Origin of the sequence: Alteromonas pelagimontana (genome assembly GCF_002499975.2) — a bacterium.
In the GTDB taxonomy this organism is placed as follows: domain Bacteria; phylum Pseudomonadota; class Gammaproteobacteria; order Enterobacterales; family Alteromonadaceae; genus Alteromonas; species Alteromonas pelagimontana.
In genome coordinates this window covers 1,740,929-1,754,709 of sequence record NZ_CP052766.1, presented here as the reverse complement: position 1 = coordinate 1,754,709, position 13,781 = coordinate 1,740,929, and the positions used below count along the sequence as shown (strand labels likewise).

The window sequence follows — 13,781 nt, the reverse complement described above, 5'->3', positions numbered from 1 at the left end:
GGTTGAGCTAAAATTAGAAAAAAAGTTTCGGCACTTACCGGCAAGCATGGTATCTAATGGCAGACCGCAGACATCAATACCGCTAACAGGGAAGGATGCAAAATGAAGAAAGTAACTTCACTACGATTACTTTATCAACTTTCGTTGATCATGCTTATCGTGGCTGCCCCTGCGTTTGCACAATCGCCAGCGTCCGAAACAAGTGACCGAAGCGACGACGTTAGCGATCCGCTAAATCGCTATCAAATTCGCTATAATGTCACTCGGGACGGCGACAACTACGGTAAAGCCACGCGAGAGCTGGCAGTAGATGACGAGGGCACCTATCAGCTTTCCACGTATTTCACCGCCTCCATTTTGTTCTATGATATTGAGCGGCGGGAAAAAGCTCGCTTCGTTGTGGAAGATAAATCGATAGTACCGCTGAAATATACGCTTTCCGATAGCCGTACATTTAAAAGGACGAAAAACACCGCTTATCTGTTTGATCCATCTGCTCATACCGTTAAAGGCGCAGAAGGGGAGGCGGCGACCTCTGTTCCTGAAAAGATTTATGATCCGCTGCTGGTTTATGAAGCGCTGAGGGTGGCGGTCAGTCGCGGCTTGAGAGGAGATACTACCTTTAACGTTTATGATGGCGGGAAGCCAGAACAATTTCATTTCACCTATAATGGCAGTGAAACTATCGAGACATCACTCGGTAAGTTTGAAACGGAGAAATTTACGCGCGTGCGGGAAACCAGTGCCAGAAAAACGGCCATCTGGTTTGCCACTTCTGTAAACTATTTGCCAGTACAGGTAACCCAGGAAAACGAGGGAGACGAACAGGCTACACTGACTGTTGCGGAGTTAAACCTGCTGTAGCTTCAAGTTGCATGTAAGCGTGTAAATCTTTGCAATGTCGGGAATAATAGCACCACCCATTCAGTAAAAAATTTAATTACAATAAAAATTCGGAAATAATTATGTATTCCTTTACCTCTCGCAGTGTTTGCGCTTTTCTCCTCCTGTTCTTTTGCAAGCTGGCCAATGCAGCAACCCATGAAGACGGCGGTGATATTGGCCGCATTTTGTTACCTGCAACAGCGTATGCACTTACTTTCGTCGAAGATGACAAAACCGGACGCTATGAGTTTTACCGTTCTTTTGCCAGCAATGTTGTAGCTACGCAATTATTAAAAATGACGGTACATAAAGACAGACCTGATCTTTCTGGTGATGATGCATTTCCTTCAGGTCATGCGTCTATGGCATTTCAGGCTGCCACGTTTTTGCAGCTGCGTTACGGTAAAAAATACGGCGTTCCTGCCTTCGCTGTGGCGTCTTACGTCGCGTGGACACGAGTCGATGCAGATAAGCACGATTGGGCCGATGTGGGAGCTGGTGCTGCAATTGGCGCCCTTAGCAGTTATTTTTTCACCCATAGTATTGAGGGTGTGCAAATTACGCCTGTAGCCAGCGTCGATTACAGCGGCATTTTCGTGAGCGGGACATTTTAAGCTTGCCGGTGATTTTATCAGCCGCGACTGATCGAGTGAGAGTACCGCCGCTTCTTGCAGTTTACCGCTAGCACAAGCGGTTAAGCGAAAAGCTTTGCTAAAAGGCGATAATCTTCGTAAGTTGTATAAAAACACCCCAGCACAGTGTAGCAGTACAACCTTAGTTGCGCGGGCGCAAAAATCTATAATGTGGAAGATAACGTGATGAAATGTAGATTTATTAAACAGTGTTGTGCGCTGTTGGTGCTTGTATCAAACGTCAGCTCCGCCTGGGCCGCTGTGTCGTCCACAGAAAGTAAAATAGTAAAGCATATCGACAATACGCATCCTGAAGCTGTGAAACTGCTGGAAAAGGTAGTGAACATTAACAGCGGCACCATGAATTTTGCTGGGGTTCGCCAAGTCGCCGATGTTCTGATTCCTGAATTTGAAAAGCTAGGGTTTGATGCGCGCTTTGAGGACGGTTCAGCATTTAATCGGGCAGGGCATCTCGTAGCTGAGCTCAATGGCGGGAAAGGACCAAAACTGCTGCTGATTGGACATTTAGATACCGTATTTGAACCTGACAGTCCTTTTCAAAAATTTGAATACATTAGCGATAACGTGGCGAAAGGGCCAGGAATTGCCGACATGAAAGGAGGCGATATTGTCATTTTGCAGTCGCTTCGGGCGTTGCAGGCAGCTGGTGAATTGATTGACATGAATATTATGGTAGTAATGACGGGCGATGAGGAGTTAAGCGGCCGCCCATTAACGCTATCCAAAAAGGCTCTGATTGATGGGGCAAAGTGGGCGGACATCGCGATAGGTTTTGAAAACGGTGACGGCAACCCGAAAACCGCTAATATTTCCCGGCGTGGCTCCATTGACTGGACGCTAAACGTAAAAGGTGTGCCATCCCATTCCTCACAAATATTTAAAGACGACGTAGGCGCCGGGGCCATTTATGAAGCCGCGCGGGTGTTAAATACCTTCTATACAGAACTGCGAGAAGAAAAACTGCTGACATATAATCCTGGGCGCATTATGGGTGGCACAACGGTTACTCACAACAGCACGAAAAACAGCGGCACTACTTTTGGTAAAAATAATGTGGTTGCAGAAACCGCCATCGTGACTGGTGATATCCGCGGTATTTCCGAAGAACAGGTAGCGCGGGTAAAAAATAAAATGGAAGCGATTGTGGCCAGCCATCTTCCACAAACGCAGAGTAAAATGGAATTTGGTGAAGGCTATCCGCCTTTAGCGCCTACCGAAGGCAACAAAAAACTACTCAGCATTTATAGCAACGTGAGTGAAGAGTTAGGGTTCGGCAAGGTAGAGGCGGTGGATCCTCTTAATGCTGGAGCTGCAGATGTGTCTTTTACCTCTGCCTATGTTGATATGGCTATCGATGGTTTAGGGATGAGCGGCACTGCCGGACACACCGTTGAAGAGAAGGGAAATATAGACTCTCTGTCATCACAGGCAAAACGCGCTGCCGTGTTGATGTATCGTTTAAAGAGCAACTAATTCGGCACCACACTCTTGTTTACGTAAACGTGTTGCCTGTCACTAACGCAAACTGATGTACACAGTTAACGAATCAGTAGCGCGTATCGACAGGTGAGAAAGCCTAAGTGGGATTAGGGCGATCATCATGGAATTCTGACGGTTTTATTACTGTGCGTATTTGGTGTAAATCGAGTATCAGTCACTTATTAATCTGGCTGTAATTCATACGCTTTCCAAAAGCGCAGGTGCGCTGGCAGAATGCCACGTTTAATACCTTTTCTGCCAAATGAAATACCATTGATCAGAAACAGAGTGAATTGCAGCACAAATCTAACTTAGGTTATTAAGAGCTAAATTTGGGGAAAGCGTTGATAGGGAAAATTGAGGCTCGAACATTCTTATGAAAGAAGGGGCAGGGCTGGCACTGAATAAGCACCAGCCCTTCCTTTTACTTAAAAGCTGTAGTTCACGCTGACGGTAAAGTTCCTGGGTGTTCCATAGCGGTAAGAGCTAAATTGGCCTACCTGCGAATAATACTTCTCGTCAGTAATGTTTGCGGCATTAAACTGAACATTTAGTGCATCCGAGAACTGATAACGCGCCATCAAGTTAGCAAGAACATATGCGTCTTGAGTGAATCTGTCAGGCACTCCAGCAGGATTAGTGCCGGTGGAATAGGTTTCATTTTGCCAGTTAAAGCCGCCACCAACGGTAAGTTCAGGTAACGAATCTACAAACTGATAAGTGGTAAACAGTTTAAATTGTTTAGTCGGATTATCAGTATTAATGTCCTTACCTTGTGCATCCTCAGCGTCATATTGTGAATAACCGGTGGTAATGTTCCATCCGTCAATTGGCTGACCTACGATTTCTACTTCAAAACCCACACTTTCGGTGCCTTGCGCAGGGATATAAGCAGTAAGCTGATCTGGCGTTGTACTCACGAAGTCTGGGTCGATTTGCGCTAAATTATCCTGTTCAATCTTAAATACTGCCAGCGTAGTGTGAAGGCGATCGTCCAGAAAAGCACTTTTTAAACCAATTTCAGAACTTTTACCTTCTAGAGGGTCAAGAAATCTGGCTTGTGCATCTCGTTCGCTTTGCGGTTTAAAAATTTCTGTGTAACTAGCATAAATTCTATGTTGTTCAGAAATATCGTATAACGCTCCAGCGTAAGGGATGACCTCATCTTCGTCGCCGTAATCAATATCACCACTCCAATCAAAGCCGGTGCGTAACCAGGTTGCCACCCTTGCACCTACAATAAATTTTAAGCTATCTGTCGCTGAAATTCTTGTGGCGGCATAATAGCCTTCCTGCTCAGTTTCACTACCTTGAGACTGGACTTTTTCATCAACCCACTCAGGCTCAGATAAACCGCCCCATTCGTAGAAGTTACCTACGTCAACCCGGTCAAAGCCGCCGCTCATATCACCGCCAATCGGATTCTGGGTAAAGGTATCGGCTTCCTGATCGCTATGTAATGCCCCAAGTACGAAGTCGTGAGTCTGGTTGAAAAGTTTGAAATCGCCTTTCAACTGTATATCAAAGCTGTCTTGCTCCGAATCGCCGTTACTGCGGTACCGCTGCGCGTTTAACCCAGTTCCCGTTTCTTTGTCTAAAGAGCCATAGACGTACAGCAACTTCGATGCTTTTTCGTATTTTATCTTATTGTAGTTTGCAATAATCTCCCAGCCGTTACTGAAAAAGTGATTTATGCTAGCGAAATAGTTAGTATTTTTTGTTTCCCAACGGTTCCAATCCATAGCGGTGGTTTTGGAAACGTCCCAATCGGCTTGGGTCCCGTCAGAAAAGAAAGTTGGCAGAGCTCCCCATACTGTGCCTTCAGGGTCAGTATGTTGATAACTTGCTCCTGCGCGCACCAAGGTAGAATCTGACAAGTCGGCTTCGATTACGCCGTAAAAAACGTTACTGTTGTCTTCGTAATAATCTACATGAGATTCGCCGTTCAGGTAGCGACCTACAACGCGGCCACGAATACTTCCGTCTTCATTTAGACCGGTTGATACGTCAGCAGTAAGGCGTTTTTTATTCCAGCTTCCTGTTGCTACATCTACATAACCGGTGAGTTCTTTGCTGTTGGCATGTTTGCGGACCAGGTTAATAGAAGCCGAAGGGTCGCCAACCCCAGTTAGCAGTCCGGTGGCGCCACGAACAAATTCAATGCGTTCATAAATGGCGGTGTCGGCTACAGTTTCGCCAGAATCGCCGCCTAAACTCCAGGATGTAGGCACACCATCAATTTGATAACTGTCAACGCGAAAACCGCGGGCGTAAAAGGAATTTCGAACGTTATCCGTTTCTTCAGAAGTCACACCCACGGCATTATTTACGGCTTCCAGAATAGTGGTAATATTTTGGTCCAATATTCTTTCAGAAGTAAGAATAGAAACTGATTGTGGGGTTTCACGTAATGTTAAACCTAAGCCAGTAGCAGTATCTAACGTTTGAGCAACACTGTATCTGCCGCTAACCGTTATTACCTCAAGACTGTCATTGTTTTCTTTGTTGTTATTTTCCTGATTCGCATCGGCCTGTTCAACCCTTGCCTCAGTATCTTGTTCCGCCAGAGCTATTGCTGGAGAAAGAGCAACCATGATTGCAGTAGATAAGGGAAGATAGTTAAATTTCACGAGTGTGCTCCAAAAAATTATTACCTAAGGGTTAAGAAGCGCTAAACTAACACAAATGATAAAGGTTATCATTATCATTTTTGCGGAACACGTTGATTTTCTAAAAGGTATTGTAAGGAAAACTTGCGGTTGAAGTTGGAAAGCCGATATTTGGAATAACAGGAATGACTCTGATTACAGCAAATTCGTTACAGATATTACGGTAGAAACTGCTACATTTTGCTTATACTGCCTTTAAAAACAGAAGTACTTTTTGTTTTTTAGGATGGTGAAGTAGCAAAATTGTTTAGTTGGAGAAAATATTGGACAGCTCGTCACATTCAGGCAGTCATCGCGTTCGAATGTCGCGTATGTCTGCTGAGGAAGAAAAAGCGTTACGTCTCGACTTAGCGCAAAAGTTAATGCTGGATTTTCGCTATTTCTGCGCCACAGAAAAAGACGTAAAAGATAATGCTGCTTCCGGAAAGCAACCTGTAACCGCTCTTCCTGATGATTTAGCTGATCTGGTTCAACGCAGCAGTGTAGGTGGCGTGATCCTGTTTAAAGAAAATCTTATCGACTATCAGCAGATCACGCAACTTACGCAAAGTTTACAGCGCGCAGCAATGGCGTCTGACGCCAGCCAGCCGCTATTCATTGCGATTGATCAGGAAGGCGGCCGCGTTTTTCGCACTCCACCAACCATGACCACCGACCTGCCAGGTAATATGGCAATCGGCGCAACGCTGAAGAGTCACGGTACTCACTTCGCCAGGCTTAGCGGCCAGATTTTAGCAAGAGAGCTCAAACAACTGGGAATAAACACCAACTTTGCGCCAGACATCGACGTAAATGTAAATCCACAAAATCCGGTTATTAATGTTCGTGCTTTTAGCCGATCGCCTGCCGAGGTAGCGCAACTGGGGTTAGCGCAAGCCAGTGCTATGCAGCAAGAAGGTGTACTGGCCACGTTAAAACACTTTCCCGGACATGGTGATACCAGCGAAGACAGCCATCTTGCACTGCCTATCGTTAATCATGACCGTCAGCAGATTGATGCTGTAGATCTTTATCCGTTTCGCTACATCATTAGTAAAAGCGCGCCGGCAATGGTAATGACTGCCCACATTCAGTACCCGGCGCTGGATAATTCCACACTTGTGGACAAAGCCGGTAAAGCACAAATTAAACCCGCCACGTTGTCGAAGGCAATTCTTACCGATATTTTACGTGGCGAACTTGGTTTTAACGGCATAATTGTCTCTGATGCCATGAATATGGCAGGAATCAGCAATTTTTTTGATCAGTTTGAGGCGGTGGTGGCGTCTTTTGCCGCAGGAACCGATATTGTAGTCATGCCGCTTAGCGTACATTCGCCTTCTGGTATTGCGCGCTTTTACGAGCTTCTCGATTATCTTGTGGAAGCCGTTAAACAAGGAGAGCTATCAATAGGGGAGATTACACATTCGGCGCAGCGGATTCGCGAGACAAAAAACAGATTTCAGCTTTCCACATGGCAATGGGATTCTCAAGCCGCGGCAATCGACAATCTTGCAGCACATAAAAGTATTGCCCAGCAACTTTGCGATAACGCCATTACGCTTTTAAAAGGCAGCGCTGAACAAGCAGTTATCGCGCCCAAAGACACCTTGCTCATACTGATGCCGGATGCGCCCACGACCAAAGCCGTGAGTTATTGTCTGGAAATGTATCTTCCAAACCAAAAATTTCATTGTTTAAATCTTCAGGCTCTTGAAGAAGACATGTTGCGTAAGGGAATGGAAGAAGCCAATGTGTTGATACTTGGCAGTATTACGCCCTCCCCAAGTGTAGTGGAGTTGGGAGGCATGGAAGACCGCAATAAAAACGCTCAGGTGGTGATAGGCTACCAGCAAGTGCAGGCAATGCTGCCTGACTTATTAGTTCAGACAAGCCAGCGCGGAATAAAAAATATCTTGGTTTATCTGCGCATGCCCAATGATAACTCGAATCTTAGTAAAAGCAGTGACGTGGTTCTTGCTACTTACAGCAACAGTGTTTATCCGGTAAGGCAACAGGGTAAAGATGTTTTTGTGGGAGGAGCGATTGATAGTTTAATAAAAGTGTTAAGTGGAGCGCTTAAACCGCTAGGGATTTCGCCAATGGCAGCGCGCCCTTGAGCGATCCTTTAGGATTGAGATGAGATGTTATGCTAATGCGGGTTAGTACTAAACAGTGGTGTGGAAAGGTGCACCAACAAAAAGCAGCACCGGATGATGCTGCTTTTAACGTTGAATTAAGCTGCCTTTCTAAGCAGCTATTTACATTACTTAGCTTTACCTTGCTTAGCTACAGCGTCCATCATTTTCTTGATGGCTGCAGGATCGCCTAAATATTCTCGGGAAACCGGCTTAAGATCCTTATCCAGTTCGTATACCAGCGGCACACCTGTGGGAATATTAAGTTCTAACACTTCATCTTCTGACATATCGTCCAGATATTTCACAAGAGCGCGTAAACTGTTCCCATGAGCAGCAATGATAACACGTTTGCCATTTTGGATGCTTGGACGAATCACGTCATGCCAGTAGGGAAGAACGCGTTCTATGGTCAGCTTTAAACTTTCTGCTTTAGGCAAAATGGAAGGGTCTACATTGCTGTAGCGACGGTCATGGGCAGGAAAATGGGGGCTGTCGGTATCCACTTCCGGTGGTGGTACATCAAAGCTGCGGCGCCAGATTTTTACCTGCTCTTCACCATGCTTTTCGGCAGTCTCCGCCTTATTCAGGCCAGTCAAGGCGCCATAGTGACGTTCGTTCAGACGCCAGTGGCGCTCTACAGGGATGAAGTGCTGCCCCATTTCTTCCAGCGCCAGATTAAGCGTCTTTATTGCTCGCAGCAGAACTGAAGTATAGGCTAAATCAAATTCGAATCCCGCGTCTTTTAATAGCTTTCCAGCGTTAGTTGCTTGCGCAACGCCTGCTTCAGTAAGGTCTACGTCGTGCCAGCCGGTAAAACGGTTTTCCAGATTCCACTGACTCTCGCCGTGGCGGATAAGTACCAGTTTATACATAAAAAGTTACCTTTAATCCTTAGTTGCTTGAATGCAAAATGGGTTGATGGTCACAGTGACCAGCGATGATAAGAGGTAGGCTTATCATCCTTGATCCCTCAGTAAAAATCCAGTTCCGAATCAGGTGTACTATCGTTCGTTCCAAGCAAAAATTTGGATATGCTCTGGCTGGTATGACTTATGCTTCTTCACTTACGACGTAGCATGAAAGTTAGGACATTATTTATGAGCATCAGCATGATTGTAAACAACCCTCCTCGCAAGCAAGCCAAACCTCCTATGCCAGTTGAAATGGGAGACTCAAAATGCAGACGGACGAAACAGTATCGTTTTCGGCCACGTGGCACCAGAACCGGGAGCCTGGTAAAGAAGGCTATCAAATTCTGATAAATTGTTTGTTAAACTGAAGAAAACCAGTTTTGCATACATTCTACCGCCGCCAAGGTCTTAACTGGCATTGATTCATGTTTCGGCGTAACAGCGTACACACTGTATTCTGGAAGCTTGTGCTGGGGGAAAATCTGTACAAGCTCACCATTTTTTAGGTAATGCCTGACTTCTGGTTCAGGTAAAACGCCATATCCAACGCCATCGCGTGTAAGCTGGATAAGCGCTTGCATAGAATTTACTGTTACCCGGGGTGGTGGCAACTTGTGCTCGCGCTGCTCCGTTTCCTGCACCAGCGATTCCTGTAACTGAAAGTCTTCCAATAGCTTATGCGCGATGTAGCAGTGTGTCTCCAACGCGGCTGGATTGATCTCGGTCATAGAAGCTAACTCGTGATCCCCTGCTACGCAAAGAACCCGTTGCCATGTCGCCAGATGATGGCACACCAGATTGGCGTCGTTCATGGGCTGCAGACACAGTGCAATGTCGGCACCTGAAGAAATAACATCGCCGGGTAAGTCAATGAGTTGTAGCGCGATCTTTATCTTTGGAAACTGCGAGGTAAGATGTTTTATCGGTTGAGTGAGTAAACCACCGCCAAAGCCTTCTGGCGCGATGATAGACAGCTCACCCGAGGGCGTTTGCTGGAGTTCCTCTATCTCAAGTTGCGCTTTTTTTGCCTCGCAAATTAATTTTATGCTGGAACGATAATAGATATGTCCGGCTTCAGTTAAATTGAGGCTGCGGGTATTTCGATTAAAAAGACTAAGGCCAATATCCTGTTCCAGCTTTCGCAGTTGCTGGCTAATGGCAGAGACTGTCATATGCAACGATTTTGCCGCCAGACTCATATTTCCGGTATCGGCGACCTGCACAAAAACCTGCAGTGATCGCAATAATTTTATATTCATTAGGGTTTAACGTTCCTTAAATAAACCTTTAGAAAAAATATATTGTTTACGTGCGCCCGGCAGTTTACTCTAAATAGAAATAATTCTCATTTTTTTTAAGTTTGGTGAGTTGTTAGGCCGCGATAACAACGCTCGTATGCCAGTTGAATTCGCCTGCTGATAACCCGCTTAAGGCGTGTTCAGCAAAGTAGAAAATGAATCAGGAACAAGCATAGCTCAGCGTGTACGGTAGCTGTGTATGTGGAGTATTAAATGTCTTGGATGTCCCGCCACTTCTGGAACATAAAAAATTGGCATTGGGTAAGCTCGGCGATCTGTTTGATCGGCCTGTTGTTATTTGCTGCCACGGGTATCACTCTTAATCATGCTGCGGACATTGAAAGCGAGCCGCAAATCGCAAGCATTGAAAATCTTGTGCCGGCTTCTCTGTTAAGGCAATTAAAACCATCGCGCCAATTACCGCAAACATTTTACAGTTGGTACAAGGAGACAACAGGAATGGCTTTATCTGATTCAGCGTTAATACAATGGGAGCAAAATGAATTATATGTAGCATCGCCGCGCCCCGGTGGTGATCGCTGGTTCACCGTTGCACTTGATACCGGAGAGTTTTATCAGGAGGCAACAGACAGAGGGACATTAGCCTACCTTAACGACTTGCACAAAGGCCGCAATACCGGCCCGGCATGGCGCTGGTTCATTGATATTTTTTCTGCTGCCTGCGTTGTATTTTCGCTCACTGGCTTATGGCTGTTAAAACGTTACGCGAAGGGGCGGAAGTCAACCTGGCCCCTGGTAATTGCAGGACTACTTATTCCTGTTGCTTTTTTACTTTATCCCGCACATGCAGAAGCAGACGAATTAAAAATTACGCTACCACGTATAAAGGTTGCGGAATATCACGCGCCTTATGTGGCAGTGTGGCTGGCGGACGATAAAGCTAAGCGGGTAAAAGATATTGCTGTGTGGTACGACACCCAAATGGAAAATCAAAAGGGCGAAAAATGGCTTAAGGACTTGCGTTTGTGGTGGCGTCGAAGCGGCCGGTCAGCAGAGCTGCCAATTGATGGTGTTAGCGGCGCCACCCGCCGTCCGGGAACATCCACCGTAGACCTTGATGGTACTTTTGATAACTTGCCAGCCGGAAACTATGTTCTTTACGTCGAAGCGGCGAGGGAGCTTGGCGGCAGAGAAGTGTTGAGCGTTCCTCTCACCTTACCTGTTACCACAGCAAGCACTGAAAAAGCCCAGGGTAAAAACGAAATTACCACTATAGAACTGAAAACGGAGCCTCATTCATGAAAAAATCCCTAATCATTGGCGCCAGCGCATTGTCGTTGTTGCTCGTTAGTCCTTTTACCTCTGCCCATCGAGTATGGATAAAGCCTTCAACAACTGTGGTATCAGGGGAAAACGAGTGGATCACGTTCGATGCAGCCATTGCCAATGGGATCTTTGCACCTGATCACTTTGCCATGCCACTGGAGCGTCTTAACGCTTTTTCACCGGATGGCAAAAATATTGAGCTAAAAAACCCACACAAGCTGCACTACCGTAGTGTCTTTGATCTTGAATTAACGCAGGAAGGCACCTACAAAGTGGCTTCTAGTTCTCGCAGCATTAGCGCGCGGTGGGAAGACGAAAAGGGTGAACGCCATTTTTGGCCTGGTCGAGGAGAAGTCGCGTCGCCCGCAGAATTTGAGGCCGCAGTACCCAAAGATGCTAAGAATCTTGAAGTGGTGGATTCGGCGCGCCGCGTGGAGGTTTACGTCACCTCAGGGGCACCATCTGATACAGTGCTAAAACCGACTAATAAGGGGCTGGAGCTTGTTGCCACAACGCATCCGAACGATCTCTACGTGAATGAAAATGTGGAATTCCGTTTTATCATGGATGGAGAAAGCGCTGCAGCAACTCAGGTAACAGTGGTTAAAGAAGGCGAAAAATACCGTGATACGGCAAATCCAATAGAAGTAAAAGCGGACGCTCAGGGAAAAATTTCATTGCAGTTTCCAGATCCCGGCATGTATTGGCTGGAAGCTGAATATGAAGATAATAAAGCAAAAGCACCGGCAAAAACGCGTCGGGGTACGTATGTAGTGGTGCTGGAAGTTTTGCCTATGTGATAGTGGTACTATGCAAAAAGGCAGCAAAAGCTGCCTTCTTATTCGTGCGTTTATTTATCGCCTGAAACGGCTTTTAAAAACGGCACTTTAAAGCGGTCGAAAGCCTCAACATGAGGTAGATGACCTAGCCCCTCTAACTCAACAAGTTTAATGTCCGGGTTCAGCTTCTGCACTTCCGTACCTAATTTATCATAGCGTCCTAGTTCGCGGCTTACGTTATCCTTTTTCCAGCCTCTACCTGGTGCAGTGCGGTCTCTGGTGCCCAGTATTAATGTGGTCGGAATTTTCAAATAGCGGAAGTCTTCAATTACCGGCTGAGTGAAAATCATGTCGTAGGTCAATGCATTGACTTTGGCAATAAGCGGCCAGTCAGGGCCATTAATCCAACCCACTAAAAACGTCGTATGCTCAGCAAAATCTTCGTTCCATTTGCCGTCATAGTAGTTCTTTTTTTGGTATTCAATGATGTCTTCTGGCCCTTTTTTCAGCTCGCTTTTATAAAAATAATTTACATCTTTATAATCCACATAGAGCAGGTAATTTTCCAGCCCAATAGGATTCACCAGCACTAGCCTGTCAGTAGTGTCAGCAAATAATAAAGAAAATCGTGTGGCTAACATGCCACCCATGGAATGACCTACCACTATGGTATGAGAAATATTAAGGCTGTTCAGCAACGCTTTGGTATTATTTGCCAAGGCAGCAAAGGAATACTGATAATCCGTGGGCTTAGAGGATTTGCCGAAGCCAACCTGATCCGGGATTAGCACCCCGTAGCCGTTTTCTTGAAGCAGATCCGCTGTCTGCTGCCAATACTCTCCGTTAAAGTTCTTGCCGTGCAGTAGAGTGACCACGGGCTTGCCTTCCTGTGGCGGCAGGAACATATAAGCCATCTCTACATCCATTCCCTGTGATTGAAAATTAAACTTTTTTACATCAAATGGGTAACTATAACCAGCCAGCCGTTGGTCGTATTCAACAGCGCGGGTTTGAGGTTCTTGCGCTAGTACTGGCAAGCACAAGTAAACCAGTGTCAGGCAAGAAATAAGCATTTTCATTATGTGTTGCTCCTTGGAAAATGATGGCGAGATAACCCACATCAGCTTTAGTCATTGTACCCTTTATACCGCCTATTGGCAGACCGGTTCATTTTAAACTCGCTTTCTTATCGTCTTCTTTCCCAACACCAGCGGCACAGGGCAAGAGCATGAATGAATAAAATTTCAGCAGTCTCAAGGAATAAGCGAAATTCCTCATCCGAAACGCCGTAAAATCGTCCCTGATAGCCCTGCTGGAGCATCCGCGCTCCAGAAGTCACGCTAAGAAATCTTCATTTATCGCTTAAAATCATTCGCGATCTCTCCTTGGCCAGCGGATTCTTTATTGGCAATTCAGTGTAGGAATATGAATGAATGACAATTAGGCCGCCTTGAGAAATAAGCAATATTGCTGCGGATAAACCAGAAGTGGTGAACTTGTATCGGCATGATGTAGAGCAGCACCTATAATCGCGCTAATCTTAATAAGATCGCAAGACGTGAGCGGTAACCTTGCGCTTGTGTTGAAAAAATTTCAGAGACTGAAATTAAATTAGCTTAGTGATAATTAGCACTTTTTTATTAACCCTGTTTTTTATTTTTATCGTACATATATATTCTAAAAGCATATGGGAAGGAAAA

Annotated in this window: 10 protein-coding genes; 6 read left to right on the top strand and 4 right to left on the bottom strand. The window is 45.7% G+C overall.

The features are described 5' to 3' along the window. Positions 1-102 precede the first annotated feature (102 nt). From CA267_RS07860 to CA267_RS07850, 3 genes are all read left to right on the top strand, one after another. The gene (locus CA267_RS07860) at positions 103-864 is read left to right on the top strand and encodes a DUF3108 domain-containing protein (protein WP_075607997.1); all 762 of its coding nucleotides are present in this window, start codon (positions 103-105) and stop codon (positions 862-864) included. A 101-nt stretch (positions 865-965) separates the two neighbouring features. Beyond that, positions 966-1,499, top strand: a complete 534-nt coding sequence (locus CA267_RS07855) for a phosphatase PAP2 family protein (RefSeq protein WP_075607998.1) — start codon at positions 966-968, stop codon at positions 1,497-1,499. A 204-nt stretch (positions 1,500-1,703) separates the two neighbouring features. Continuing rightward, on the top strand, positions 1,704-3,011 hold the full coding sequence (locus CA267_RS07850) for a M20/M25/M40 family metallo-hydrolase (protein WP_075607999.1): 1,308 nt from the start codon (positions 1,704-1,706) through the stop codon (positions 3,009-3,011). 434 nt (positions 3,012-3,445) lie between these two features. Here CA267_RS07850 and CA267_RS07845 read toward each other — a convergent pair whose 3' ends face one another. Continuing rightward, complete coding sequence (locus tag CA267_RS07845) at positions 3,446-5,647, bottom strand: TonB-dependent siderophore receptor (RefSeq protein ID WP_075608000.1); 2,202 nt, start codon at positions 5,645-5,647, stop codon at positions 3,446-3,448. 302 nt (positions 5,648-5,949) lie between these two features. On the opposite strand from CA267_RS07845, the gene nagZ reads away from it, so the two are divergent. Further along, on the top strand, positions 5,950-7,785 hold the full coding sequence (nagZ, locus tag CA267_RS07840) for a beta-N-acetylhexosaminidase (RefSeq protein ID WP_139316217.1): 1,836 nt from the start codon (positions 5,950-5,952) through the stop codon (positions 7,783-7,785). 146 nt (positions 7,786-7,931) lie between these two features. On the opposite strand, the gene gpmA is transcribed toward nagZ, so the two are convergent. Both gpmA and CA267_RS07830 read right to left on the bottom strand, forming a co-directional pair. Beyond that, on the bottom strand, positions 7,932-8,678 hold the full coding sequence (gene gpmA, locus CA267_RS07835) for a 2,3-diphosphoglycerate-dependent phosphoglycerate mutase (protein WP_075608002.1): 747 nt from the start codon (positions 8,676-8,678) through the stop codon (positions 7,932-7,934). Between the two features lie 398 nt (positions 8,679-9,076). After that, positions 9,077-9,976: a LysR family transcriptional regulator gene (locus CA267_RS07830; protein ID WP_075608003.1), complete on the bottom strand. Its 900-nt coding sequence runs from the start codon at positions 9,974-9,976 to the stop codon at positions 9,077-9,079. 252 nt (positions 9,977-10,228) lie between these two features. Between CA267_RS07830 and CA267_RS07825 the strand changes: the two genes are divergently transcribed. Both CA267_RS07825 and CA267_RS07820 read left to right on the top strand, forming a co-directional pair. Then, the gene (locus CA267_RS07825) at positions 10,229-11,278 is read left to right on the top strand and encodes a PepSY-associated TM helix domain-containing protein (RefSeq protein ID WP_075608004.1); all 1,050 of its coding nucleotides are present in this window, start codon (positions 10,229-10,231) and stop codon (positions 11,276-11,278) included. Further along, positions 11,275-12,102 (top strand): DUF4198 domain-containing protein, encoded by an 828-nt coding sequence (locus CA267_RS07820; RefSeq protein ID WP_075608005.1) that lies wholly within the window; start codon positions 11,275-11,277, stop codon positions 12,100-12,102. Before CA267_RS07825 ends, CA267_RS07820 begins: the two co-directional genes overlap by 4 nt. 50 nt (positions 12,103-12,152) lie before the next feature. Here the strand turns inward: CA267_RS07820 and CA267_RS07815 are convergent, their stop codons facing one another. Further along, positions 12,153-13,160: an alpha/beta fold hydrolase gene (locus tag CA267_RS07815; protein WP_075608006.1), complete on the bottom strand. Its 1,008-nt coding sequence runs from the start codon at positions 13,158-13,160 to the stop codon at positions 12,153-12,155. Positions 13,161-13,781 lie beyond the last annotated feature (621 nt).

Bases quoted from the DNA above. Each gene is read 5' to 3' on its own strand.
- CA267_RS07860 (WP_075607997.1), top strand. From the start codon at position 103: ATGAAGAAAGTAACTTCACTACGATTACTTTATCAACTTTCGTTGATC.
- CA267_RS07855 (WP_075607998.1), top strand. From the start codon at position 966: ATGTATTCCTTTACCTCTCGCAGTGTTTGCGCTTTTCTCCTCCTGTTC.
- CA267_RS07850 (WP_075607999.1), top strand. From the start codon at position 1,704: ATGAAATGTAGATTTATTAAACAGTGTTGTGCGCTGTTGGTGCTTGTA.
- gpmA (WP_075608002.1), bottom strand. From the start codon at position 8,678: ATGTATAAACTGGTACTTATCCGCCACGGCGAGAGTCAGTGGAATCTG.
- CA267_RS07830 (WP_075608003.1), bottom strand. From the start codon at position 9,976: ATGAATATAAAATTATTGCGATCACTGCAGGTTTTTGTGCAGGTCGCC.
- CA267_RS07825 (WP_075608004.1), top strand. From the start codon at position 10,229: ATGTCTTGGATGTCCCGCCACTTCTGGAACATAAAAAATTGGCATTGG.
- CA267_RS07820 (WP_075608005.1), top strand. From the start codon at position 11,275: ATGAAAAAATCCCTAATCATTGGCGCCAGCGCATTGTCGTTGTTGCTC.
- CA267_RS07815 (WP_075608006.1), bottom strand. From the start codon at position 13,160: ATGAAAATGCTTATTTCTTGCCTGACACTGGTTTACTTGTGCTTGCCA.